Genomic DNA, 24390 nt, shown 5'->3' with positions numbered 1-24390 from the left:
AAACGGTTTACGAATGCAGGGTGAACAGCACTTGCGGTTCGACGCTCAGGGCGATGGCTGCGTTGGCGGCATAAATCACGTTGTCGGTGCTGTCCACCAGCAATGGCTGCGGACCGCCGACATCCACCAGCAAACGACTTTGCGCGCCCTGAAAGAACTGCCCGACCAGACGCCCCTGAAGATGTCCGCTGCCAGGCATCAAGCGCAGGTGCTCGGGACGGCAATAGACAGTGCCCGGCATATCGGCACCGCTCCACGGCAGCTCGCCGCCGCTCACCTTGAGCCCCGATGACGTGCGCGCAAGTACGCTGAACGCATTCAGATTGCCGACAAAACCGGCGACAAAAGCATTGGCCGGCTGTTGATAGATTTCCCGTGGCGTTGCCAGCTGCGACACGCAGCCTTTTTCCATGACCAGAATCCGGTCGCCCAAGGCCATCGCCTCACCCTGATCGTGAGTGACGAACACCGAGGTGATGCCGAGCCCACGCAGCAGTTGATCCAGTTCGCTGCGCAAGCGCTCGCGCAGCTGTGCATCCAGCGCGGCCAACGGCTCGTCGAGCAACAGCACCCGAGGCCGCGGCGCCAGAGCGCGAGCCAGCGCGACCCGTTGCCGCTGGCCGCCAGACAGCTCGTTGACACGGCGATTGCCGTGCCCGGTCAGGCCGACCAGCTCCAGCAATTCGTCGCAACGCTTGTTGCGCTCGGCCGCCGACAGGCCACGAATCTTCAGGCCGTAGACAATGTTGCCGGCCACATCGAGATTCGGGAACAGTGCGTAATTCTGAAACACCATGCCGACATCGCGCTTTTCGATAGGCAGACGCGTGACGTCCTGATCATCGAACAACACCTGACCCACGTCCGGACGCTCAAGCCCGGCAATCAGCCGCAGGGTGGTGGTTTTGCCGCAACCCGACGGGCCGAGAATCGCCAGCGTTTCGCCGGGCTCGATGGTCAGGTGCAGATCCTGTACAGCAACGGTGCCGTCGGCAAATGCCTTGCGGCAGCCTTTCAGGCGAATGGTGGTTCCGCTCATCGGCTCTCTCCACGGGCAAGACGCGCACTGATGGCCTGCAACGCAATCAGCAGCGGCACAATCAGCAACAGAAAAAGAAGGGTGTAGGCGCTGGCGACTTCGAGCCGGGCCGAGGCGTAACTGTCGGCCAGGCCGACCGGCAGGGTCTTGGTCATCGGTGTGTGCAGCATCCAGGTCAGGTTGAATTCACCCAGTGACAGGGTCACGACCATCAGCACACCGGCCAGAATCCCGGCCCGGCAATTGGGCACCACCACGCTGAAGAAACGCTTGATCGGCCCGGCGCCCAGACTGGCGGCGGCCTCCTCGAGCACCGGCAATTGCTGACGCTGCATCACCGCCATCACCGGTCGCACCAGAAACGGCAACGTGAACAGCACATGACCCACCAGAATGAACAGCCAACTGCTGCGAAAGCTGCCGAACTGGCCGTAGGTCAGTAGCAACGCCAACGCGCTGGCCAGACCGGGCATGGCGACCGGCAGCACCATCAGTTCTTCAAAGGCCCGACTGAAGCGATTGTTCATACGCACCAGCGCATACGCCGCCGGAACACCGACCACGCAGACGCAGATCGCACAGGCGACAGCCAGTTGCAGCGACAGCCAGACCGTCGGCGAATAGGCCTGCCAGACCTGCACCAGCCAGTCGAAGGTCAAGCCGCTCGACAGGCCGAGAAAATAATTGCGGGTCAGACCGGCCAGCAGCGACAACACCACCGGAACCAGCATGAACGCGCAGACCAACAGCGTGAACGCCAGTTGTGCAGCGAACAATGGAGAGCGTTTCACAGGGCGACTCCCGATTTCCCGACCATGCGGCGGGCCAGCAACAGCACCGCCCAGGTCACCAGGCCGAGGATGACCGACAGCGCGGCGGCCACGGTGAAGTTGGCGTAATTGGTGAACACGTTGTAGATCGCCACAGGGGTGACGTTCAGACGTGTGCCCAGCGTGAACGCCGTGCCGAAGGCACCCATCGAGGTGGCGAAGCAGATCGCACCGCAGGACACCAGCGCCGGAGTCAGGCCCGGAACGATCACATCACACACCACGCGCCAATGACCGGCACCCAGTGAATGAGCGGCCTCTTCAAGGCTGCGGTCCAGACTCTCGCAGGCCGCCATCACGGTGAGGATCACCCGTGGTATCGAAAAGTACAGATAGCCGATGAACAGCCCGGTGAGCGAGTAGGCAAACACCCAGCGCTCACCGGCCAGTTGCAGACCGAGCGCGGCGAAGATCCCTTGGCGACCGGCCAGCAGAATCACCAGAAAGCCGACCACCACGCCGGGAAACGCCAGTGGAAAGGTCAGCAACGCCACCAGCGCAGAGCGTCCGAAAAAGTGATTGCGGGCCAGAAACACGCCGCTGATGCCACCCACCAGCAACGCCGCCAGCGTCACCACCAGCGCCAGCACACAAGTCTGCGCCAGACTGCCCAGGTACTGAGCACTGCTCAACACCTGCCAGTAACCGCTGTCGTTGCCATCAATGCTTTTCGCACCGAGCACAATCAGGTGGGTCAGCGGCAGCAGCCAGAAGGCCAGCAATACCGCCATCGCCGGAGCCAGCGCCACCGCAGCGGTCGGGCGCAGCCGCAGCCTGAAGAATCCGCCCTTGCGCAGAGCCAGCGCTTGTTCCGGCGAGGCTGACATTACTTCACCTCACGCAGATAACGGGCAGCGAAGGCTTCCTGCACGGCAGCCATGTGCTGGTAATCCACCACACCGGCACGCGCGTAATCGCTGTCCGGCAGGAACTGCGCGGCGACTTCGGCCGGCATTTTCGAGCGCACCGGACGCAGATAGGCCTTGGCCCACAGCGCCTGACCTTCATCGGACAGCACGAAATCCAGCACCTTCTCGGCGTTGGCGCGATGCGGCGCCTTGGCCACCAGGCTCATCACGTACGGAACACCGATGGTGCCTTCCTTCGGGATCACGAACGCGACGTTGGCTTTGTCCTTGTAGCGAGCGCGGTAGGCGTTGAAGTCATAGTCGACCAGAATCGGCAGCTCGCCGGACAGCACGCGGGCATACGCAGTTTGCTTGGGCACGATGGGCGAGTTCTTCGCCAGTTTCTGGAAGTAGTCGATGGCCGGGCCGAAGTTGTCCAGCGTGCCACCCATGGCCTGGTTGATCGCCACGGCGGAAACGTAGCCGACGAACGCGCTGGAAGGGTCGAGGTAGCCGACCATGCCCTTGTACTCGGGTTTGAGCAGATCTGCCCAGCTCTGCGGCACCGGCAGACCGCCCAGTGCGTCGACGTTGACCATGATGCCGAGGGTGCCGGAGTGAATGGCAAACCAGTGCCCTTGCGGGTCTTTCAGGCCGGCCGGAATATCGTCCCAGTGCTTGGGTTTGTAGGTGTCGACCACATCTGCCTTCTGCGCCTGCAAGCCGAAGGTCACACCGTAATACACAACGTCGGCAACCGGTGCGGCTTGTTCGGCGACGATCTGTGCCAGCGCCTGCCCGGAGTTCTTGTTGTCCAGCGGCACCTGAACGCCGGTGCTGTCGGCAATCGCCTTGAGCTGAGTGCCCCAGTCGGCCCACTCGGGTGGGCAGTTGTAGCAGATGGCGGTTTCGGCGGCCTGGGCGAGGCTGGCCGCACCGCATAACAGCAGTGCCGCGAGGGTTTTACTGAGGCTGAGCATGAAGCATCTCCTGGTAGGGCTGGGTGCTTTCGCCGGGCCGGATGTGGCACGGCAGACAATGAGAAACCGGTACTGCGCCAGCAATCCGTGCCAGTAATTGGTCGATGACGGTGTGCGCCAGTTCGGCGATGGGCTGAACCACGCTGCACAGCGTCGGGTGCATCTGGGTGCCGAGTTCGATGCCGTCGAAGCCGATCACCGACAGGCGCTCGGGAACGCCCCAGCCGTTGCGGCGCAGTTCGGCAATCAGGCTGATGGCCAGCAAATCGTTGGAGCAGACCAGCGCGCTGGGCGCATCCGGGCCGCCTAACAAAGGTTCAAGCGCGGCGAAATCGGCGCGGGTATGAGCAGGCATTTCAATCACCGGCCGGGCCGCAAGCCCACGCTCGGCCATGGCGCCGCAATAGCCGTCATAACGCAGGCGGGCCCGGTCAGACTGCATGACCGGCCCCGCTACCATGGCGATACGCTGGTGGCCGGCGTCGATCAGATACTGCGTCGCCAGCGCCATGCCTGCGCGGTTATCCACAGACACCGCGCTGTAATCTGCATTGTCGGTCTGGTGATAGGCCAGCACGAACGGCGCGTCCTCACTGACCAGGCTTTCCAGCACACGGTTGTGTTCGGCGTCGGTCACGGTCAGCACCAGCCCGTCGACCCGCTGGCGCAGCAGCTCTTCAACCACGGCGCTTTCACGTTCGGCGCTGTAATCTGTGGTCGCCAACAGCAAGTTGTAACCCCGCGCCCGCGCGGCTCGCTCCATGGCCTGAAACTGTTCGGCAAACACCGGATTGAGCAGGTTAGGCACCACCACGCCAATCAGGTTGGTGGTTTGCAGACGCAACTGTCGGCCCAGCCGGTTAGGGCGAAAGCCTAGCGTCCGGGCGGCCGCGAACACCCGTTCACGGGTCTCGGCGCGCACCACATCGGGGCTGGCGAAAGCGCGTGCAGCGGTGGCCCGGGAAACCCCGGCCAGGCGTGCAACCTTTTTCAAATCAGTCATTGTCGCTCGCTTGAGATCGATCTCATTAGCGGCGACTGTAGGCTTCGAACATGGCTGAATGGCGAACGGAGGATGACCGTTTAATGACAATCCACCCCTTGAGCACTTTAATCGGATGGGTTTGGCGAACCGGGACCGGTCTGCGTTACCATCAGCGGTCCGACGCGGCAACCTGCTGCGCGCAGGAGTAGTCATGGCTCACCCGTTTGCAACACTTACTCCCGATCTGGTGCTGGATGCCGTCGAAAGCATCGGTTTTCTCAGCGATGCACGCATCCTGGCGCTCAACAGTTACGAAAACCGCGTGTATCAGGTCGGTATCGAAGACGGCCAACCGCTGATCGCCAAGTTCTATCGCCCACAGCGCTGGACCAACGAAGCCATTCTTGAAGAGCACAGCTTCACCTTCGAGCTGGTCGACGTCGAAGTGCCGGTTGTCGCGCCCATGCTGCACAACGGCGAAACCCTGTTCGAGCACGCTGGTTTTCGCTTCACGCTGTTCCCGCGCCGTGGCGGACGTGCGCCAGAACCGGGCAATCTGGATCAGTTGTATCGTCTGGGTCAGTTGCTGGGCCGTATTCATGCGGTCGGTTCGACCAAACCGTTCGCGCACCGCGAAGCACTGGGCGTGAAGAATTTCGGCAATGACTCGGTCAACTACCTGCTGGAAAACGACTGCATCCCGCGCAGCCTGCTGCCCGCTTACGAGTCAGTAGCCCGCGACCTGCTCAAGCGCGTCGAAGACGTTTACGCGGCCACACCGCACAGCAACATCCGCATGCACGGCGACTGTCACCCCGGCAACATGATGTGCCGCGATGAAATGTTCCACATCGTCGACCTCGACGATTGCCGTCTCGGCCCTGCGGTACAGGACATCTGGATGATGCTGGCCGGCGACCGTCAGGAGCGTCTAGGGCAACTGTCGGAGCTGATGGATGGCTACAACGAATTTCATGATTTCAATCCGCGCGAACTGGCCCTTATCGAGCCGCTGCGTGCCCTGCGCCTGATGCACTACAGCGCCTGGCTGGCCCGTCGCTGGGATGACCCGGCGTTTCCGCACAGCTTTCCGTGGTTCGGCACCGAGCGTTACTGGGGCGACCATATCCTGGCCCTGCGCGAGCAGATGTCTGCGCTGAATGAAGAGCCGCTGAAGCTGTTTTGATGCTGGCTGCACGCACTTGCGTGGAGTAACCAGAGCACGCCGTTCTGGACACTCTCAAGCCCTTGGTGAAGCGAGAACCGGTGACGCAGAGCGTCACGAAGGGCATTCCCACACTGGAGCGTGAGGAACGATAGGTGTTCGGGAGAAACCATCGTGCCCATGCTCCGCGTGGGCATGCCGTTCTGGACGCTCTGCGTCCGATCTTGAGCAGCTCCACTTGGCGTGAATCAGTCGAATATGTGTATAACAATCAGCGCACCTGCGTGAACAGGATTCAAACGATCCATCGCATCACCCCACAATAAAATCGGAAATTTCTGCATTAAAAGGGACGCTCCATGCAAGCTGCCAATCCACGCCGTGGATACATTCTGGGCCTGAGTGCTTACACGATCTGGGGCCTGTTCCCCCTGTATTTCAAAGCCATTGCCGCGGTTCCAGCCATCGAGATCATCATCCATCGTGCACTGTGGTCGGCGCTCTTCGGCTCGATCGTGCTGATGTTCTGGAAGCACCCCGGCTGGTGGCGCGACCTGCGCAACAACCCGCAACGGCTGGCCGTGCTCGCGCTGAGCGGCACCCTGATTGCCGCCAACTGGATCGTCTACGTGTGGGCCGTGAACAACGGGCGCATGCTTGAGGCCAGTCTCGGCTACTACATCAACCCGCTGGTCAACGTGCTGCTTGGCATGTTGCTGCTCGGCGAACGGCTGAGACGCCTGCAATGGGTCGCGGTCGCTCTGGCTGCAATAGGCGTCGCACAACAGGTCTGGCACGTCGGCAGCCTGCCGTGGGTGTCACTGGCGCTGGCGCTGACTTTCGCGTTCTACGGCCTGATCCGCAAAAAAGCCCCGGTCGCCGCCCTGCCCGGCCTGGTCGTCGAAACCTGGATGCTGGTGCCACTGGCGCTGATCTGGCTGGCGCTCAACCCGACGGCCGTCAGCGTGCAACCCGAGTTCTGGACCACCACGCAAGCCCTCTGGCTCGCCGCCGCCGGCCCGGTCACGCTGGTCCCGCTGGTATGCTTCAACGCCGCAGCGCGCCACTTGCCGTTCACCACGCTGGGCTTCCTGCAATACATTGCACCCACGCTGGTGCTGCTGCTGGCAGTGGCGCTGTACGGCGAGCATCTGACCACCAGCACCATTATCACCTTCGCTTTTATCTGGGCTGGGCTGGCGATCTACAGTGTGGATATCTGGCTGAAATCCCGCGGCCGTCGCTGATCAAAAAACACACAGCTCTGTGCAGGCCACGTAGAACGTGGGCTGCACAGGGTTCTCCAAGGGTTATCCACAGGCAGACTCACCTTATCTGTGCACAAGCCCTTGAAACTGTTGAATTTTTGATCAATCCGCGCCAAGCCACGGCGTGTATGGCGCGCAAGGCTCTTCCCCCAGGTTATCCACAGGCAGGTGCACGGTTAACTTGGATAACCTGACAGAGGAGTTATTCCTCAGTACGCAACACCAGTTCAACCATCAGATCATCCGCCAGGGTTTCGAGCCCGGCCTGCAGATCATCCAGTGATAACCCCAGCGGAACGCCCAGCACCGCATCGGCGTGGAACAGCAACTCGCTGCTCATGGGCGCGGGAGCTACGTCGGTAATCAGGTGCTCGACGTTAACGCCCTTTCCCGCCAGCAGGCGGGTGATGTCGCGCACGATGCCGGGGCGGTCGTTGCCGACCAGTTGCATGCTGATCGGGCGAGTGGTGCCGCTGGTCTCGACCACGCTTTCGGCCAGCAGCATGCGGATGCCGTGGGCCGACAGGTTGTTCAGCGCCTTGATCAGGTCGTCATACTGCTGCGGCTCGACGCCGACCTTGAGAATCCCCGCGAACTGCCCGGCCATGCGTGACATGCGGCTTTCCAGCCAGTTGCCGCCATGCTCGGCGATGCACTGCGCGATACGTTCGACCTGGCCCGGTTGGTCGGGAGCCACCAGCGTTACGACGAGATGATCCACAATCAATTCCTCTTTCTGTGCAGACGATTTGAAAATCGGCAATCGCCTGAGTATAGGCCTGCTTGTGCAACCCCTCATACACAGCAATCGTGTACGATTTGCCACGCTCTGTGGAACAATCCTGAGCGCTTTCGAGCGCGCGATGAAGCGTCACGTGACTCGATATTCAATTTAAGTCGTTTAATGACATATTCAGCGACGTTTTCACACGACCCGGGCTCATGTAGTATCCAACGCCACGTACTACATGACCCCTAAAACCAATAACAGAGCGCTCCCCGAGTGTGCTCGACCCTGCTGAGCAGAGTGAGGCAAGTGCAATGACTGAGTACGTTCAAGTCGGTGACCTGCAAGTCGCCAGAGTCCTGTTCGACTTCGTGCAGAACGAAGCCATCCCTGGAACCGGCGTCGATGCTGCCGCGTTCTGGGCCGGTGCAGACCAGCTGATTCACGACCTCGCGCCAAAGAACAAGGCACTGCTCACCCAGCGTGATGAATTACAGGTGCAGATCGACGCCTGGCATCAGTCGCATGCCGGGCAGGCCCACGATGCCTCGGCCTACAAAGCCTTCCTTCAGGAGATCGGCTATCTGCTGCCAGAAGCGGCAGACTTTCAGATCACCACACAGAATGTCGACGAAGAAATAGCCACGATGGCGGGACCGCAACTGGTCGTGCCGGTGATGAACGCCCGCTTCGCGCTGAATGCGTCGAACGCACGCTGGGGTTCGCTGTATGACGCGCTGTACGGCACCGACGCAATCAGCGAAGAAGGCGGTGCGGAAAAGGGCAAAGGCTATAACAAGGTGCGCGGCGACAAGGTCATCGCCTTCGCTCGTGCGTTCCTCGATCAGGCCGCACCGCTGGCCGCCGGTTCGCACGTTGACTCCACGGCCTACAAGCTGATCGACGGCAAGCTGGTCATCAGCCTCAAGGGCGGCAGCAACACCGGCCTGCGCGACGATGCGCAACTGATCGGTTTTCAGGGCGATGCCCTGGCGCCGTTCGCGGTGCTGTTCAAGCACAACGGCCTGCATTTCGAATTGCAGATCGACGCTTCAAGCCCCGTCGGCCAAACCGATCCGGCAGGTGTGAAAGACATCCTCATGGAAGCCGCGCTGACCACCATCATGGACTGCGAAGACTCCATCGCAGCCGTCGATGCCGACGACAAAGTGGTCGTCTATCGCAACTGGCTGGGCCTGATGAAAGGCGATCTTGCTGAATCGGTGTCCAAGGGCGGCGAAACCTTCACCCGCACCATGAACCCGGACCGCGTCTACACCACGGCCGAAGGTCACGAAGTCACGCTGCACGGCCGTTCGCTGCTGTTCATCCGCAATGTCGGGCATCTGATGACCATCGATGCGATTCTCGACAAGCACGGCAACGAGGTGCCGGAAGGTATTCTCGACGGCCTGCTGACCAGCCTCGCGGCGATCCACAACCTCAATGGCAATAACTCGCGCAGCAACAGCCGCTGCGGTTCGATGTACATCGTCAAACCGAAGATGCACGGCCCGCAGGAAGCTGCGTTCACCAATGAGCTGTTCGGGCGTATCGAGCATGTGCTGGGCTTGCCGCGCAACACGCTGAAAGTCGGGATCATGGACGAGGAACGCCGCACCACGGTCAACCTCAAAGCGTGCATTCAGGCCGCCAGCGAGCGGGTAGTGTTCATCAACACCGGCTTCCTGGACCGTACCGGCGACGAAATCCACACCTCGATGGAAGCCGGCCCGGTGGTGCGCAAGGCGCAGATGAAAGCCGAAAAATGGATCTCGGCGTACGAGAACTCCAACGTCGATATCGGCCTGAAATGCGGCCTGCAAGGCCGCGCGCAGATCGGCAAGGGCATGTGGGCCATGCCGGACCTGATGGCCGCCATGCTGGAACAGAAAATCGCTCACCCGCTGGCCGGCGCAAATACGGCCTGGGTGCCCTCACCGACCGCCGCTGCGCTGCACGCTTTGCACTATCACAAGGTCGATGTGTTCGCCCGTCAGGCCGAACTGGCCCAGCGCGAACCGGCGTCGGTGGACGACATCCTGACCATCCCGCTGGCGCCGAACACCGACTGGACGCCTGACGAAATCCAGAACGAACTGGACAACAACGCCCAGGGCATTCTCGGCTACGTGGTGCGCTGGATCGACCAGGGTGTGGGCTGCTCGAAAGTCCCGGACATCAACGACATCGGCCTGATGGAAGACCGCGCGACACTGCGTATCTCCAGCCAGCACATGGCCAACTGGCTGCGTCATGGCGTGGTCACTGAAGCCCAGGTGCTGGAAAGCCTCAAGCGCATGGCGCCGGTGGTGGATCGCCAGAACGCCAACGACCCGCTGTATCGCCCGCTCGCGCCAGACTTCGACAGCAACATCGCCTTCCAGGCGGCGGTCGAACTGGTGATCGAAGGCACGCGGCAGCCCAATGGTTATACCGAACCGGTATTGCATCGTCGCCGTCGTGAGTTCAAGGCGGTGAACGGGCTGTAATCCATCTGTAGACGTCATACCGAAGGGGTGGCTTGCTGCCCCTTCGGGACGATGCGGATGCATCGGTTCGTCGCTGTTTTACAGTCGAAAACGCTGGAACCCAATCCACTTCCCGACCACTTACCCTGACAGGTCCGCAAACCTCCGCGCACATCGCTCACGCGGTTTCAAGCATCTGCCACAGCTGACCATCAGAGGGTGCAACCCGCGAGTCAGCGACTTTCCCCCGCCCTTGGGCCAACACGCCTCCACGTGCCGCCTTGGCAGTTTGAAGAATACAAAGCCGACGTTATGGCGATCCCCCTTCAAACACGCTTTACCTGCCACTACATGCACAGCGTCGATTACTACCACCCCCTGTATTGATCTGTCGAACTTGATATCTGAGCCGATGGAGCCTGCTCATGACCTTAAGAATCAATACGCCTTCTGTTCCCTCCGCCATACCGCTCGAAACAGGATCAACCGCGCAGCCGAAAGCGCCTTCAACGCCGCACGAACCGTCCGAGCCTGCCCTGCTGGCAAACCCGACAGCGCCCCGATCGGCACCCGGTGTTCAGCAGGCGCACGGGTTGAAGACGCGCATCGCTGACAAGCTTTCGCAACGCCAGACCAATTTCAGCCTCGGTATCCCCGGCACCGGTCGCACGATCAACCGGCCCTTGCGAAGCGGAATTCCGGATGAGGAAGCGCACACGGCAAGTGATAAGGATCACGATCCGTTGCTGAAAGAAGCGGATCAATTGCAGCGACTTGCCGAATCGGCACTGACCAGCCTGAAAGCAGCGCCAACGTCCCTCTGGGAGCGCCCTGCGCCTTCAACTGCAAGGCGTCTAACGACCAAAATCTTTCCGTGGCTAAAGCCTGCTCCGCTGCAAGAGGTCGCCAGCACTGGCAGCCCATCCAAAGCACAAGAGCAGCAGCACAGTCCTGAAGCAATCGCCGCCGCCGTTGCGCAACTGAGCACTCGGCTCGACCATCAAAGCAAGGTACTCGCCACGGCGACCCACGCACTGGTGGCTGCGCGTGCGCATGTTGACTCGCTTGAACAGGCCGTCCCACCCTCGTCGAACGAGCGACTGGAGCAGGCCAGAGTCCGCGTCAAACACGCCGACGCCACAACGCGCCTGGCTGGCCAGCGACTTCGTGAGCTGATCCAGGGCACCGAGGTGTTGCAGCTGGGCGCGCTGAGTGAGGGGCAAGACCAGGCTGAACAGAAAGCCGGGTTCTCTCAGACATGGATTGGCGACCTGCGCACACGACTGCAGGCGCTGGATGTGCGTTTCGCGGACCGACACTCTGCGATCGCAATCGAACTGGAACTCAAAGTAGCGCAAACCCGTGAGCTGATTTCACTCGACCACGACATGACCACCGCCGAGCGCACTGCTGCGCACGCCAATGCGCAACTCCAGGCCTTGCGTACCCGGCGCCGGGAGACACCCGACGGCTCGGCCGAAGCTGGCAAGCTGGATACAGACATTGCGCAGACGCTTGCAGAGCGCTCACAGGCCATGCAGACACATCAACAGCTGGCAACAAGACTGGTACGGGTCAGTGACGATTGTGCACGCCTGAATGACGAGATAGGCGAGCTTTACCAGCGACTCAGCGTCGTCAGTGGCGAGCGTTCTGCACTCAAGATACTTGAGCAGAAACTGCCTGCATCGGAGCAGGCAACGACGACTCTGGAGGGGGAAGCCCAGGAGCGCATCGACAAAACCGCCCTCAAGAAAGTCCGCGAGCAATACCTCGCCAGTCAGATCAGCGAGGCGCATGCCTTTGCAGCCACAGGCACGGAAGCGATTCAACCGGCCCTGCAGCGCATTGGTCATCGTCTGCAACGCACGCCACCACCAACACCACTTCCAGCCTTCGCAGTGATTGAGATCGTGACATCGGCGCTGGCGGAGCTGACTGACAATGACGCCACCCGCGCCAACCGCGTGCTCGACCTGCTGAATCAGCATCCACTGGAACATTGGCCCCGCGTTGCCGAGGACATGGCAAAGTCGGTCAGGACCCGCAGCGCAACAAACCACAGCATTCAGCGGGACACCGTCGACTTTTGTCGAAAGCTGGCGAATGTGCCACGCGGAATGGAAATATTGCAGGTGCTGTCCAGCGACGGCACGCAACCGATAGCGGCCGCACGGTCAACAGCGCTGCGAGTGTTCTGGAATGCCGACGACGCTCAGCAAAACGAAACCGACAGCAAGGTGAAGGCATGGCTGCAAACAGCCAGAAAAGTGGCCCGTAGCAAGCTGGATGGGGACGAAAAAAAATTTGACGATATTGATCACGCCGCCTTCAACGCGGTCCGCAACGGCTACCTGAGCAACGCCCCCGGCACGCCCTATGCGCAACATGATCAGCGCCTGAAAAAAGCGACGACGGAATGGGTCATGCGTGCCGTGGCCGCCAATACCCCAGAGGAAAGCACGGCAACGGCCTCGGTAAAAAGCTCGTTGCCGCGCCGTCTCATACCCACGCTGAACAAGACACCCTTTGCCAAATCAACGCTGGATCGTGCCTACTCGTTGGGCGAAAGCATGGGCCTGCAGTCGCCTAGAAAACAGGTTGACCAGGTTATTTCCGCACGCATCAGCCAGTTGGAAGAGACTCTGAAAAACGCCAAGGGTGTGCCGGAACTGCAAGGTGAGGTCTCGGCAGCCCATGCCATGCTCGACCACCTGAAATCACTGGAAAAGAAAGGCATTCACCTGTCGCAGGCGACGCTTGGAAAGCGCGCTGGCAAGTCGATGCAAAGCTTGCTGAAGGCCAGAGTGCATCAGCAACGGCTGTCACAGATATGGGATAAGCCGGACGCAGACGGCAAGCGCGCGGTCAACGTACTACATAAGGCTCAGCCCATCGAACTGCCGCCGCTGTACACCGAATTGGCGAACAGCAAACTGTCGGTCTACGAGGCCATCAATCGTGTCGATGAGCACCTGCGCGAGATATTACCGCCTGCGCTACAGCCCGCTCAGTCTATTGACGATGTGCTCGCGCAGGACTTGAGCGCAGCCATAAAGCTGCTGAAAACACGGCATCTGAACGAGAAAAGCGACATCGTGACGTTCTTCAAGCCGTTCATTCTCGAAAGCCGCCTGCGCGACCGCTTGCGGCTGGGCGGTGGAGGAACGCTGGGGGCAGGCCTGCCGTCCATGCCTTATGGCTTGATATCGCCCCTCGTCTCACCGATCTTCTCGGCAGAAAAGTCCCGCAGTGACGAAGCCTTCGCCCAATTGTTCATGCCGATTCTGGGTATGGAGATGTCATTCGGCAAAGCGCGAACCGAGGCCGCCGAAGCCACTATCGGTGTGGCGGTCGGGGGTGCGGTTGCGGACGGTGTGGGAATCCAGGCTGCGCTTACTGGCCGCTTTACTGCACAGGAAACCCAAACCGGTTCAACCCTCATGCGCTTTTTCCGCACCCGACACAAAGACGATGAAATGCGCGCCAACATGCTGAACGCCCTCGACAGCATGGTGCGCTGGGACATCATCGAGCCGCAACAGGGCCAGCGCTATTCCGGGCCACTGGAAGCCATATTGGCGCGCAATCCTGAGGTCTCCATCAGCCAGATCGATGCAACCTCCAGTACCCGCAATGTAGCGGCGCGAGTGGCGTTGCGCGCCCCGGCTGCACGCTTCAAGGATGGCTCCAGCGATGCGTCCCAAACCCTGACGCTGGAACCCTCGGTGTACGTCGAAGCTGATCGGATCAAGGAAAAACGCACGGAAACCGGCGGCTTCATCAGTGTTGTCGGCGCCAAGGGCGATACCGCCCAGCAACGGGCGGGCATCACCGCCAACCTGAACTTCGCGCCGATTGCCAGCTCGGCCACGCCGGCAAAAAAGGGCGCGCATCATGGCGTTCAGGGTCAGGGGCTGGGTTTGCAACTGGGAATGTCCCGGGACCTGGCCTGGGCACTGGAAAAGAACGAAATATCGCCTTTCCTGATCGGCGACAAACAGGACGCTGATCTTGACCGGCATTACTCAACGCCGCGCGACATGCAGACCGAAATCAGCGCCAATCGCGACCTGTGGTTGCTGCGTTGTATCGAGACCCTGGAGCCGGATGAGACCGGCAACAAGAACACCCCGGAAAATCGCTTGCGTGCGGCCATGCTTCTTGACGCATTCGAGGCAAAGATCAAGCGCCTGGGCCAGGACAGCAAGTACTGCCAGTACAACGTCAACTACTCGATGAAGGGCCGGGCGGGAGCCGAGATCGACGGCTATCGCGGCATTCAGGCACTGGCGTTAAAGCGCGGAGACTTGCAGGCGGCGGAAAAGGCCAGGCAGGCCATTGATGACATTCTGCTGACCAGGGAAACGTGGCGACCACTGGTGTTGATCGTCCGTGAGCGAGCGCGGGATTCAACCTCGGTCGGCTGGCGAAACCTCCTGCGCTGGCAAAAGCTTTCCAATGTCGACGGTCAGCGCACCGCAGCCCAGTTCCCGCCACCTTGAAACCGGAAACCCGATAGAGAAGGTTGGGAATAAAGCCTCAACTCATTCCCAATTCACGCTTAACCATCTGCACCAGATGCTTGGTGTTGAGCGGCTTGAGGAGGAAATCGACCACGTTCAGGTGCATGGCATCAATGGCGTCGCGCACGTTGGCGTCGCCGGACACGATGATGATGGGCAGTTCCGCGCGCTCCGACTCGCGGACCTTGCGGATCAGGTACAACCCGTCGAACGGTGCCATGCGCAGGTCGGTGATCAGCAACCCGATGGACTGACGGGTCTGAAGCATTTCCAGCGCGATGTCGCCGCCGGGCGCAGTCATGCAGCTGATGTCGTTGAGACTCAGAATTTCAGCCAGCAGCTCGCGGGCGTCACTGTCGTCATCAACGATCAGGACCCGTTGCGGTGTGTTGCGCTCGGGCGTCAGCATCACCTCATTGAGGGCATTGCGTTCGTCGTCGCTCAGAATGTCGTGGTCAATCATTGCAGTCTCATCATTCCCTGAACTAATCCGACAGCAGACGGTGCTTAATCTGCGATGTATTTCGTCGGCTTCCCGGCCGGTTGCAGCTCGCAATCCCTTGCACTCGTCAAATCAGTCGTTGCGCAACAGTGTTGCGTTGGTCATGTCGCTTGGCTCAGGCGTAAGACTTACGTCCAATGGGCACTGTGCCGCAAGCGGTCGACCATGGTCGCCAATAACAAGAACGCGGTACAGGCCATGAGCAAGGCAGATGCTTTTACCCAGGCAGGCAGAACGGCCGTGTTGCAGAACATACACGGCACCATGCAGTTCCTGCAAAAATTCCCGCCCTTCAATCAGATGGAAAATGCTCATCTTGCGTACCTGGTCGAGCAATGTCAGCTCAGGTTCTACGCTGCCGATGAGAGCATCATCAAGCCTGGCGATGGGCCAGTAGAACACTTTTACGTCGTCAAACAAGGCAGAGTTGCAGGCGAACGTCCGCATTCTGCCAAAGGTGGCACCGAGACAACCTTCGAAATCACCACCGGCGAGTGCTTTCCGCTGGCGGCATTACTGGGCGAACGGGCAACCCGAACGGAGCATCGCGCGGCTGAGGACACCTTCTGCCTGCAGTTGAACAAGCAGGCTTTCATCAAGCTGTTCGCACTGTCCACCACGTTTCGCGACTTCGCCTTGCGCGGGGTCAGCAGCTTGCTGGATCAGGTCAATCACCAGGTCCGCCAGCGCGCCGCTGAAACCCTCGGCACGCAGTATTCCCTGAACACGCGTCTTGGCGAACTGGCCATGCGGCATCCCGTGATGTGCAGCCCCGAGACGCCGATGCGTGAAGCCGTCAAGCTCATGCATGAACAGCAGGTGGGCAGCATTGTGATAGTCGACGAGCAGCAGTCGCCCCTGGGTATCTTTACCCTGCGAGACCTGCGCGAGGCGGTCGCCGATGTCGATGCCGACTTCAGCGCGCCCGTCAGGCACACCATGAGCCTGGCACCCTTTCACCTGAGCCCCGACGCCAGCGCATTTGACGCCGCCATCGCCATGACCGGGCGGCATATCGCTCATGTGTGCCTGGTCAGGGACGGGCGACTGTGCGGCGTCGTGTCGGAGCGGGATCTGTTTTCACTGCAGCGTGTCGATCTGGTGCACCTTGCGCGGACCATCCGCACTGCGCCGCGCATTGAGGCGCTGAGCAGCCTGCGCGGCGATATCATCCAACTGGTCGATCGCATGCTCGCTCATGGTGCCTCTTCGACACAGATCACGCAGATCATCACCTTGCTCAACGATCACACGGTATGCCGGGTCATTGAGCTGACGCTTGAAGAAAAGGGCGACCCCGGCGTGCCGTTCAGCTGGCTGTGTTTCGGCAGCGAAGGCCGACGTGAACAGACACTGCTCACCGATCAGGACAACGGCATTCTTTTCGAAGCCAGTGATGCAGCACAGGCAGAGCAGATTCGCACACGACTGCTGCCGATTGCCGAGCGCATCAACCAGAGTCTGGCGCTGTGCGGCTTCACGCTGTGCAAGGGCAATATCATGGCCGGCAACCCGGAGTTGTGCCTGTCGCGTACGGAATGGGCGAGGCGCTTCGCAGCCTTTGTCCGCGAGGCGACACCGGAGAACCTGCTGGCCTCCAGTATCTATTTTGACCTGCGTGTGGTCTGGGGTGATGAAAGCGGCTGCGAGCAATTGCGCCGTGGCCTGCTTGATCAAGTGGCGGATAACCGGCTGTTCCAACGCATGATGGCTGAAAACGCACTGCGTCAGCGCCCTCCGGTAGGCCGCTTCAAGGATTTCGTACTGGCCCGAAAAGGCAGCGAAAAAGACACGCTGGACCTCAAGACAGAAGGCCTCACGCCTTTTGTCGACGGCGCACGTCTGCTGGCGCTGGCCAACGGGATCGCTGCCAACAATACCCAGGAGCGCCTGCAACAGCTGGTCGAGCGCGAAATCATCGACCCGCTGGATGGTGCAGCGTATGAAGAGGCTTATCACTTCATCCAGCAAACCCGCATGCAACAACATCAGTTGCAAAGCCGCCAGAACCTCACCTATTCCAACCGCATCGACCCGGACACGCTCAATCATCTGGACCGACGCATCCTGCGCGAGTCGTTCCGTCAGGCGCAGCGCCTGCAAACCAGCCTGACCCTGCGTTATCAACTATGAATCTGTTCGAATGGCTGAAGCCGCGTCGCAAGGAAGCGCCACTGCATGAGCATCAGCTGGAACGGCTCAACCGGTTGCCTGTCTGCGCACCGCTCAGTGACCAGACGTTGCGCCAACAACGCTGGGTGGTATTGGATCTGGAAACCAGCGGCTTGAACATGAACCGTGACCAGGTCTTGTCCATCGGTGCCGTAGTGATCGAAGACGGAGCCATCGATCTGGGCCAGCAATTCGAACGCACCTTGCTGCGCGTCGACCACAAGGTCAGCCCGGCGGTGTTGATCCATGGCCTGGCGCCCAGCACGATTGCGGCGGGCAGTGAGCCGGCGCAGGCGTTGCTGGACTTCATGGGGTTTGTCGGCGACAGCCCGATTCTGGGTTTTCATGCGCCTTTCGATCAGCACATGCTGTCGCGCGCGCTGAAGGAAAGCCTGGACTATCGCCTGCAGCACCCGTTTTTCGACGCCGCCGAAATCGCCCCGATGCTTTTCCAGCAGGCCAACCTGCGGCATGCCGGGCTGGACGACTGGACCGGGTATTTCGGCCTGCACGCGGAAGAACGCCATAACGCCAGCGCCGACGCCCTGGTCACTGCAGAGCTGGCGCTGATCCTGTTCAGCCACGCACGCCGTCAGCAGATCGACAGCCCACTGTTGCTTGAGGAAAGGCTGGGGCAATGGCGCAGAGGCAAGCAGACACATTCGTTCTGAAAACAGCCTCCAGACTTACCCCTGGGAGATGGTCTTGGTGATCACATCAACCGTCGCGTCGACCTTCTCGCGATAACGCTTCAGCTCGACCTTGTGCAATTGCTCAAGCTCGATCTGCTGCGAACAGAGGTTCAGGGCGGCCAGGACCAGCAAACGGTCGCCGATCAAGGTCGGGTATTTACGCTTGGTGTCGGCCAGCGACGCATTGAGCATCGCGGCCGCCTTCATGAGCGTCAGGTCTTCACCGGCCGGCGCCTTGACCGAGTACTCATTGCCCAGAATCGAAAGAACGGTTACCCCGCTGCCATCGACGTTCATGCGCTGACAGCGCTTGCGCTGGTCGCGCGATCAACCAGCGCCTGGATACGGGCGGCCGTGCTGCCCTGTTTTTCTTCCTGCTCCATCAGGCTCAGTTGCAAGTTCTCGTTCTCGTCCTTGGCTTTTGCCAGCTCGGCACCGAGCTGTGCATTTGTCTCTTGAAGCGCCTGGTTCTGCTGCACCAGATCACCGACAAGTTGTTCCAATTGGCTAAGGGAGGCTTCCAACATTTTGATTTCTCGAGCAAATTTCAACGGGCGCACACGATAAAGAAAAGTCACTGCGCATACCAGCGTCAGGCCTTGAATAATGACCTGCCACGGCATGAACACGTCGATAACGCACACGCATAGGGGGCTTGTGACTACGTATTCGGATTCCGGTTCCTGCTGTTCGTCAGACCATTGCCGGCTGCGACAAATCCGCACAGTCTTCGGGCAAAGTGCCATGCCTTTCCCGCCGCCGTCCTCAACGTTTTCAAGGGTTTGCGCCATGAATAGGCAACCCGATGCAAAACTGCCATCCACCAGTGCCATTCTTCACGTGCCTGTTCGCTCAAGACTTTAGTCGTATGACCGATAGGCAGCCACTAACTACTTTTTCACGTCCCTTCTTCGCCACGCCGCATGGAACGCGCACCTCACTCTGGAAGCTTGTATGTCCCTTCGAAATATGAACATCGCACCCCGAGCATTCCTGGGATTCGCCTTGATTGGCTCACTCATGCTGATTCTCGGTGTCTTCGCCCTGTCGCAGATGAGCAAGATCCGCGGTGCGACCGAAGAACTGGCCAATAACAACGTGCCCAGCATTAAAAGCCTCGACCGTTTTGCGGAGGTCAGTATCCGTCTGCGCGTGCTGTCTTACCGATTGCTGGTCAACCGTGATCCGGCCACCCAGCAGAAAACCATCGACCTGCTGGCCATGCGCAACAAGCAGATTACGGATGCCCAGGCGACTTATGAAAAGCTGATCGCCGACGCCAACGAGCGCGCCCTTTACGATCAATACGTCCAATTGCTGGGGCAATATCGCCAGCTTGAAGAACGCATGAAGGGCCTCACCCGCGCCGACAGGATCAGCGAACTTCAGGACTTGCTCAATAACGAAATGGTCAGCAACTCCGACCAGATGAACGTCGTGCTCGGCAAGCTGGTGGAGATCAATACAACGCAATTGAACAAGGTCAAAAAGGACGCCTCCAGCGAGTACGACTCGGCGTTCAATATGGTGATCGGGTTGCTGATCGCCGCCACGCTGCTGACCCTCGTGTTTGCCTGGATGCTGATCAAGAGCATTACCACACCCATCGCAACAGCCCTTAGCGCAGCGGAAACCATCGCGCAAGGCAACCTGACCCAGCCGATCCGGATCGACGGCACCGATGAAGCCGGTCGTCTGCTGCTGGCCATGAAAACCATGCAGGACAAGCTGCGCGACACCCTCCAGGGCATTTCCGGCTCCGCCACTCAACTGGCCTCGGCCGCTGAAGAGCTGAATGCGGTTACCGACGAAAGCGCCCGCGGATTGTTGCAGCAGAACGACGAAATCGAACAGGCCGCCACGGCAGTCAACGAGATGACCAGCGCGGTGGAAGAAGTGGCGCGTAACGCCATCAGCACCTCGGAGGCATCACGCAATGCGGCGACCTCGGCTGCCGACGGTCGTGATCTGGTTCAGGAGACTGTGAGCGCGATCGAACGGATGAGCGGCGACGTGAAAGAAACCTCCGATCTGATCATCAATCTGGCCACCGAATCCCGCGACATCGGCAAGGTGCTGGATGTGATTCGCGGTCTGGCAGACCAGACCAACCTGCTGGCACTCAACGCTGCCATCGAAGCGGCACGTGCCGGTGAAGCGGGCCGTGGTTTCGCGGTAGTCGCTGATGAGGTCCGCGCCCTGGCGCATCGCACCCAGCAATCGACAAGCGAAATCGAGCGCATGATCAGCAGCATTCAGGGCGGTACGGAGCAGGCAGTCGGTTCGATGCGCAACAGCACCGAACGCGCCGAGTCGACCCTGAGCATCGCCAAAGGCGCAGGCACGGCGCTGAACACCATCAACATCGCGGTTGAAGAGATCAACGAGCGCAACATGGTCATCGCCAGCGCCGCAGAAGAACAGGCTCAGGTCGCACGCGAAGTCGACCGCAACCTGGTGAACATCCGCGACCTGTCAGCGCAATCCACCACCGGCGCCAACCAGACCAGCGCCGCAAGCGGCGAGCTGTCCCGTCTGGCAGTCGACCTCAACAGCATGGTGGCGCGCTTCGCGCTTTGATGCCCCACCGGGGGCGTTCTGTTTCCAGAAAGTGTGTTGCCTGAAAAAAGCTTCGCGAACAAGTTCGCTCCTACGCCCGCTGGGCAGAAGCAAAGCATTCCGCCGCTACCCTGCTTCTGCCCGCAGGGCGTAGGAGCGAACTTGTTCGCGAAAGCTCTGATGAATCAAACCCATATCGCATCCCATAACGGGTAATCCCCCACCTTCGTCACCAAGCCCGCGCGCAACGGATTGGCCACGATATAGCGAGCCAGTGGCGCGATGTCTTTTTCGTCGCGGACTGCTCTGTCGTGGTAGCCGGATTGCCACAAAGCGTGTGGATAAACGCTCGCTTTTCCAATTGCAATCGAGCTTCGGGCCTTAACCTGCTTCATCACCCTGGACAGGTCACTGGCCCTGAGTTCAAGAAGCCAGTGAAGGTGGTCAGGCATGATCACCCATGCCAAAGACTTGACCAGCCCCTGTTCTTCGCAGCGTTTCATTTCCAGCACGAGCAAGCGGCCCAATTGCATGTCAGCGAACACTGGCAAACGGCATTTGGTCACCGAAGTCACCATATACATCTGACCAATCGCAGAGAATCTGCCTTTACGCAGGTATCGTGTTGTTGCGCAATCAGGCATTCCATCGCCCTCCAGAACCGGTTCACTGCTGAACCTTAGCGCCTGGAGGGAGAGATAGGCAGAGCGAGTGTTTTGCAGCGTATGAGAAATCCTTTCTCGTCAGCCTGTACGTACTGGATTTCTGTTAAAGCCGCACACTCGCAAACGTCGACTCATTGCGCGCCTGACTCAATGCCGACAGCGGGCCGGACAATGGGGCAAGGACCAGTGCTTGCGGGATTGTCAGCATGGCGACCTGTTGCGCGGTATTGGAGCCTACGCGTTCGTCGCGTGGCGGGATGCCGAAGTATTCGCGGTAACACTTGGAGAAGTGCGGCGTCGACACAAAGCCGCAGACCGACGCCACTTCGATGATCGACATCGGCGTCTGCTTGAGCAGTTGACGGGCGCGAATCAGGCGCAGTTTCAGGTAGTAGCGAGACGGCGAACAGTGCAGGTATTTCTGGAACAGGCGCTCCAGCTGCCTGCGCGACACGGCGACATACACCGCCAGTTCGTCGAGGTCGATCGGCTCTTCGAGGTTGGCCTCCATCAGCGCGACAATTTCCTGGAGCTTCGGCTGATTGGTGCCGAGCATGTGCTTGAGCGGCACGCGCTGATGGTCCTGCTCGTTACGAATACGCTCGTAGACGAACATTTCGGAGATCGCCGCCGACAGCTCTCGGCCATGATCGCGGCTGATCAGGTGCAGCATCATGTCCAGTGGCGCAGTGCCGCCGGAACTGGTGAAGCGGTTGCGGTCCAGCGTGAACAGGCGTGTGCTCATCGACACACGCGGGAAAGCTTCCTGCATTGAAGCCAGGCACTCCCAGTGCACGCTGCAATCGAAACCGTCGAGCAATCCGGCACACGCCAGCGCCCAACTGCCGGTACATACAGCGCCGAGACGACGGGACTGCCGCGCCTGGCTCTGCAACCAGCTGACGTGTTCACGGGTAACGGTGCGCTGGATGCCGACGCCACCGCAGACGATCACGGTGTCCAGTGCCGGGGCTTTCTGCATGGCAGCGTCCGGGGTGATCTGCAGGCCATCGCTGGCCCAGACCTGACCTCCGTCCACGCTCAGCGTGGTCCAGCGATACAGCTCGCGTCCCGACAACTGATTCGCCATGCGAAGAGGTTCTACCGCCGATGCGAGTGAGATCAGGGTGAAGTTATCCAGCAGCAGAAAGCCGATGGATTGTGGCGCGCGGTTCTGGGGTTGAGCCCCTGGATTGAACGATGTCATCACACTATCTCCTCACATGTGGCAAAGGTGGGCCTCAGACCGGGCTCTTGTTATAGCCCCTTCCTTTGCAGGGCTTTGTGATGACATCGCAAATCCCATGCCGGAAATTGATCAGCCATTCAACAACCCCTGAAAACGACGTCGCGATGCGTCTATCCGGCAGCGACCCGAGTGTCTGTTTGCGACGCGACGACCCGCCGTCTGCCGCAGCCGATGAGCAATTCGGTAGCACTTGAGGGAAACGCCCAACGGCCAGCCGCACGCTGAGTGCTACCCATGGCACGCTCGGACGAAAACCGGTGGTGGACGGTTTTCGCGCTAAAAGGTGGCAGCCGGAAAGGTGCGTGTTCGAAAACCGCGCAGCGCCCGAAAGTGGCTGCCCGGCATGGCGCTTCCCCAGCGAATACGGTCCGAAAAATGAACTTGTCGGGGTTACCTCCCTCCAAAGGTCCGCGTTCGCGCAGGCACCGACCTGCCAGCCAGCGCTGCCGATACGCGCAGCGACTGTGTAACGTACTGGCCGTTTTTCAGCTGTTCCGACGCTGCAACCGGGCGCTTGTACGATGCAACCAATCTGTAAGCGACCTTGCGCACACTGGATGCGACGCCGCCTGCACTGGATACGACGCCCCCAGTAGGCGTTTGACTATCCCTGTTAGATGATCGGTTCCGACTCGATCGCCCGGCGCAGTGATGGAGCTTCGCGAAAGGCCCCGCCACCCCATAAGCCGCGTCAGCGTTCATCTGCTGATGACCAGAAAAAATTCACAGGAGTCCACCCATGAAAGGTTCCAAATCGTTGCTGTTGGCCGCCACGCTCTGTATGCCGGTGCTTGCCCAGGCAGCCGAGCCAGAGGCCTGTCATACGGTCAACTTCTCCGACGTAGGCTGGACTGACATCACTGTCACCACCGCGGTGACCAGCGCCGTACTCGAATCGCTGGGCTACAAGACCAAGACCACCATGATTTCCGTACCCGTGACCTACAAGTCGCTGGCCGACGGCAAGAACATGGACGTTTTCCTCGGCAACTGGATGCCGACCATGGAAAACGACATCAAGCCTTACCGCGAAGCCGGAACGGTTGAAACCGTGCGCGCCAACCTGGAAAACGCCAAATACACCCTGGCCGTTCCGCAAGCGCTCTACGACAAGGGTCTGCATGACTTCGCCGATATCCCCAAATTCAAGAAAGAGCTGGGCGGAAAAATCTACGGCATCGAGCCAGGCAACGACGGCAACCGTCTGATCCAGAGCATGATCGACAAGAATGCTTTCGGCCTGAAAGATGCAGGCTTCAAGGTCGTGGAATCCAGCGAAGCTGCAATGCTGTCGCAGGTCGACCGCGCGGTTAAGCGTAAAAACGATGTCGTGTTCCTCGGCTGGGAACCGCACCCGATGAACACCCGCTTCAAGATGAAATATCTTACCGGCGGTGATGACTTTTTCGGTCCCAACTATGGCCAGGCGACGATCTACACCAACACGCGCAAAGGCTACAGTCAGGAATGCAGCAACGTAGGCCAGTTGCTCAAGAACCTGTCCTTCACACTGGACATGGAAAGCACCCTGATGGGCAACGTACTGGACGACAAGATCAAGCCTGATGCCGCCGCCAAAGCGTGGATCAAGAAAAACCCGCAAGTGCTCGACACCTGGCTCGCAGGCGTGACAACGGTTGATGGCAAACCTGGTCTGGAGGCAGCCAAGGCCAAGTTGACCCAGTAAGCCGACAGCAGGCGGGCCTGCCCCG

Annotated in this window: 19 protein-coding genes and 1 pseudogene; 9 read left to right on the top strand and 11 right to left on the bottom strand. The window is 60.1% G+C overall.

The window, feature by feature from the left end; genetic code table 11:
- Window positions 1–7: 7 nt before the first annotated feature.
- Genes I9H07_RS01865 through I9H07_RS01845 form a run of 5 tightly spaced genes read right to left on the bottom strand, consistent with a single transcriptional unit; the run spans window position 8 to window position 4700 of the window.
- Window positions 8–1039, bottom strand: coding sequence for an ABC transporter ATP-binding protein (locus tag I9H07_RS01865; protein ID WP_024672951.1), 1032 nt, complete (start codon window positions 1037–1039; stop codon window positions 8–10).
- Window positions 1036–1830: an ABC transporter permease gene (locus tag I9H07_RS01860; RefSeq protein ID WP_024672952.1), complete on the bottom strand. Its 795-nt coding sequence runs from the start codon at window positions 1828–1830 to the stop codon at window positions 1036–1038. Before I9H07_RS01860 ends, I9H07_RS01865 begins: the two co-directional genes overlap by 4 nt.
- The gene (locus I9H07_RS01855) at window positions 1827–2696 is read right to left on the bottom strand and encodes an ABC transporter permease (RefSeq protein ID WP_024672953.1); all 870 of its coding nucleotides are present in this window, start codon (window positions 2694–2696) and stop codon (window positions 1827–1829) included. Before I9H07_RS01855 ends, I9H07_RS01860 begins: the two co-directional genes overlap by 4 nt.
- The gene (locus tag I9H07_RS01850; protein WP_236424831.1) at window positions 2696–3697 is read right to left on the bottom strand and encodes an ABC transporter substrate-binding protein; all 1002 of its coding nucleotides are present in this window, start codon (window positions 3695–3697) and stop codon (window positions 2696–2698) included. The genes I9H07_RS01855 and I9H07_RS01850 overlap by 1 nt, the downstream gene beginning before the upstream one ends.
- Complete coding sequence (locus I9H07_RS01845) at window positions 3681–4700, bottom strand: LacI family DNA-binding transcriptional regulator (RefSeq protein ID WP_024672954.1); 1020 nt, start codon at window positions 4698–4700, stop codon at window positions 3681–3683. The genes I9H07_RS01850 and I9H07_RS01845 overlap by 17 nt, the downstream gene beginning before the upstream one ends.
- 193 nt (window positions 4701–4893) lie before the next feature.
- On the opposite strand from I9H07_RS01845, the gene I9H07_RS01840 reads away from it, so the two are divergent.
- Both I9H07_RS01840 and rarD read left to right on the top strand, forming a co-directional pair.
- Window positions 4894–5868 carry a serine/threonine protein kinase gene (locus I9H07_RS01840; RefSeq protein WP_024672955.1) on the top strand — a complete coding sequence of 325 codons (975 nt, stop codon included), beginning with the start codon at window positions 4894–4896 and terminating at the stop codon, window positions 5866–5868.
- A gap of 338 nt (window positions 5869–6206) precedes the next feature.
- Window positions 6207–7094 (top strand): EamA family transporter RarD, encoded by an 888-nt coding sequence (gene rarD, locus I9H07_RS01835; RefSeq protein ID WP_024675238.1) that lies wholly within the window; start codon window positions 6207–6209, stop codon window positions 7092–7094.
- 223 nt (window positions 7095–7317) lie between these two features.
- Here the strand turns inward: rarD and I9H07_RS01830 are convergent, their stop codons facing one another.
- Window positions 7318–7836, bottom strand: a complete 519-nt coding sequence (locus I9H07_RS01830) for a glycine cleavage system protein R (RefSeq protein WP_236424829.1) — start codon at window positions 7834–7836, stop codon at window positions 7318–7320.
- A gap of 320 nt (window positions 7837–8156) precedes the next feature.
- On the opposite strand from I9H07_RS01830, the gene I9H07_RS01825 reads away from it, so the two are divergent.
- Window positions 8157–10334 (top strand): malate synthase G, encoded by a 2178-nt coding sequence (locus I9H07_RS01825; protein WP_236424828.1) that lies wholly within the window; start codon window positions 8157–8159, stop codon window positions 10332–10334.
- A gap of 722 nt (window positions 10335–11056) precedes the next feature.
- Window positions 11057–14818, top strand: a complete 3762-nt coding sequence (locus I9H07_RS01820; RefSeq protein WP_236424837.1) for a type III effector — start codon at window positions 11057–11059, stop codon at window positions 14816–14818.
- 37 nt (window positions 14819–14855) lie between these two features.
- Here I9H07_RS01820 and I9H07_RS01815 read toward each other — a convergent pair whose 3' ends face one another.
- Window positions 14856–15302: a response regulator gene (locus I9H07_RS01815; protein WP_024675242.1), complete on the bottom strand. Its 447-nt coding sequence runs from the start codon at window positions 15300–15302 to the stop codon at window positions 14856–14858.
- A 237-nt stretch (window positions 15303–15539) separates the two neighbouring features.
- On the opposite strand from I9H07_RS01815, the gene I9H07_RS01810 reads away from it, so the two are divergent.
- Both I9H07_RS01810 and I9H07_RS01805 read left to right on the top strand, forming a co-directional pair.
- Complete coding sequence (locus I9H07_RS01810) at window positions 15540–17474, top strand: putative nucleotidyltransferase substrate binding domain-containing protein (RefSeq protein ID WP_058825220.1); 1935 nt, start codon at window positions 15540–15542, stop codon at window positions 17472–17474.
- The gene (locus I9H07_RS01805; RefSeq protein WP_236424826.1) at window positions 17471–18184 is read left to right on the top strand and encodes a 3'-5' exonuclease; all 714 of its coding nucleotides are present in this window, start codon (window positions 17471–17473) and stop codon (window positions 18182–18184) included. The genes I9H07_RS01810 and I9H07_RS01805 overlap by 4 nt, the downstream gene beginning before the upstream one ends.
- 15 nt (window positions 18185–18199) lie before the next feature.
- Here I9H07_RS01805 and I9H07_RS01800 read toward each other — a convergent pair whose 3' ends face one another.
- Entirely contained in the window at window positions 18200–18502 is a 303-nt protein-coding gene (locus tag I9H07_RS01800) for a cell division protein ZapA (RefSeq protein WP_024645793.1), read from the bottom strand.
- Window positions 18499–18732: a hypothetical protein gene (locus I9H07_RS01795; protein WP_024645794.1), complete on the bottom strand. Its 234-nt coding sequence runs from the start codon at window positions 18730–18732 to the stop codon at window positions 18499–18501. The genes I9H07_RS01800 and I9H07_RS01795 overlap by 4 nt, the downstream gene beginning before the upstream one ends.
- A 427-nt stretch (window positions 18733–19159) precedes the next feature.
- On the opposite strand from I9H07_RS01795, the pseudogene I9H07_RS24990 reads away from it, so the two are divergent.
- Window positions 19160–19930, top strand: a pseudogene (locus tag I9H07_RS24990) (MCP four helix bundle domain-containing protein); the annotation flags it as partial.
- A complete protein-coding gene (locus tag I9H07_RS24985) occupies window positions 19913–20785 on the top strand; it encodes a methyl-accepting chemotaxis protein (RefSeq protein WP_419205032.1) in 873 nt (290 codons plus the stop codon). The pseudogene I9H07_RS24990 and the gene I9H07_RS24985, both read left to right, overlap by 18 nt.
- A 164-nt stretch (window positions 20786–20949) precedes the next feature.
- Here I9H07_RS24985 and I9H07_RS01785 read toward each other — a convergent pair whose 3' ends face one another.
- On the bottom strand, window positions 20950–21408 hold the full coding sequence (locus I9H07_RS01785) for an REP-associated tyrosine transposase (protein ID WP_236424822.1): 459 nt from the start codon (window positions 21406–21408) through the stop codon (window positions 20950–20952).
- A 124-nt stretch (window positions 21409–21532) separates the two neighbouring features.
- On the bottom strand, window positions 21533–22636 hold the full coding sequence (locus I9H07_RS01780; protein ID WP_024675246.1) for a GlxA family transcriptional regulator: 1104 nt from the start codon (window positions 22634–22636) through the stop codon (window positions 21533–21535).
- Window positions 22637–23417: 781 nt separating this feature from the next.
- Between I9H07_RS01780 and I9H07_RS01775 the strand changes: the two genes are divergently transcribed.
- Window positions 23418–24365, top strand: a complete 948-nt coding sequence (locus I9H07_RS01775; protein WP_024645799.1) for a choline ABC transporter substrate-binding protein — start codon at window positions 23418–23420, stop codon at window positions 24363–24365.
- Window positions 24366–24390: the final 25 nt, after the last annotated feature.

The organism is Pseudomonas syringae (assembly GCF_023278085.1).
Lineage (GTDB): Bacteria > Pseudomonadota > Gammaproteobacteria > Pseudomonadales > Pseudomonadaceae > Aquipseudomonas > Aquipseudomonas syringae_Q.
This window is presented reverse-complemented; position numbering and strand designations above follow the sequence as displayed.

Bases quoted from the DNA above. Each gene is read 5' to 3' on its own strand.
- I9H07_RS01865 (WP_024672951.1), bottom strand. From the start codon at position 1,039: ATGAGCGGAACCACCATTCGCCTGAAAGGCTGCCGCAAGGCATTTGCC.
- I9H07_RS01855 (WP_024672953.1), bottom strand. From the start codon at position 2,696: ATGTCAGCCTCGCCGGAACAAGCGCTGGCTCTGCGCAAGGGCGGATTC.
- I9H07_RS01850 (WP_236424831.1), bottom strand. From the start codon at position 3,697: ATGCTCAGCCTCAGTAAAACCCTCGCGGCACTGCTGTTATGCGGTGCG.
- I9H07_RS01845 (WP_024672954.1), bottom strand. From the start codon at position 4,700: ATGACTGATTTGAAAAAGGTTGCACGCCTGGCCGGGGTTTCCCGGGCC.
- I9H07_RS01840 (WP_024672955.1), top strand. From the start codon at position 4,894: ATGGCTCACCCGTTTGCAACACTTACTCCCGATCTGGTGCTGGATGCC.
- rarD (WP_024675238.1), top strand. From the start codon at position 6,207: ATGCAAGCTGCCAATCCACGCCGTGGATACATTCTGGGCCTGAGTGCT.
- I9H07_RS01825 (WP_236424828.1), top strand. From the start codon at position 8,157: ATGACTGAGTACGTTCAAGTCGGTGACCTGCAAGTCGCCAGAGTCCTG.
- I9H07_RS01815 (WP_024675242.1), bottom strand. From the start codon at position 15,302: ATGATTGACCACGACATTCTGAGCGACGACGAACGCAATGCCCTCAAT.
- I9H07_RS01810 (WP_058825220.1), top strand. From the start codon at position 15,540: ATGAGCAAGGCAGATGCTTTTACCCAGGCAGGCAGAACGGCCGTGTTG.
- I9H07_RS01805 (WP_236424826.1), top strand. From the start codon at position 17,471: ATGAATCTGTTCGAATGGCTGAAGCCGCGTCGCAAGGAAGCGCCACTG.
- I9H07_RS01800 (WP_024645793.1), bottom strand. From the start codon at position 18,502: ATGAACGTCGATGGCAGCGGGGTAACCGTTCTTTCGATTCTGGGCAAT.
- I9H07_RS01795 (WP_024645794.1), bottom strand. From the start codon at position 18,732: ATGTTGGAAGCCTCCCTTAGCCAATTGGAACAACTTGTCGGTGATCTG.
- I9H07_RS24985 (WP_419205032.1), top strand. From the start codon at position 19,913: ATGAAAACCATGCAGGACAAGCTGCGCGACACCCTCCAGGGCATTTCC.
- I9H07_RS01785 (WP_236424822.1), bottom strand. From the start codon at position 21,408: ATGCCTGATTGCGCAACAACACGATACCTGCGTAAAGGCAGATTCTCT.
- I9H07_RS01780 (WP_024675246.1), bottom strand. From the start codon at position 22,636: ATGACATCGTTCAATCCAGGGGCTCAACCCCAGAACCGCGCGCCACAA.
- I9H07_RS01775 (WP_024645799.1), top strand. From the start codon at position 23,418: ATGAAAGGTTCCAAATCGTTGCTGTTGGCCGCCACGCTCTGTATGCCG.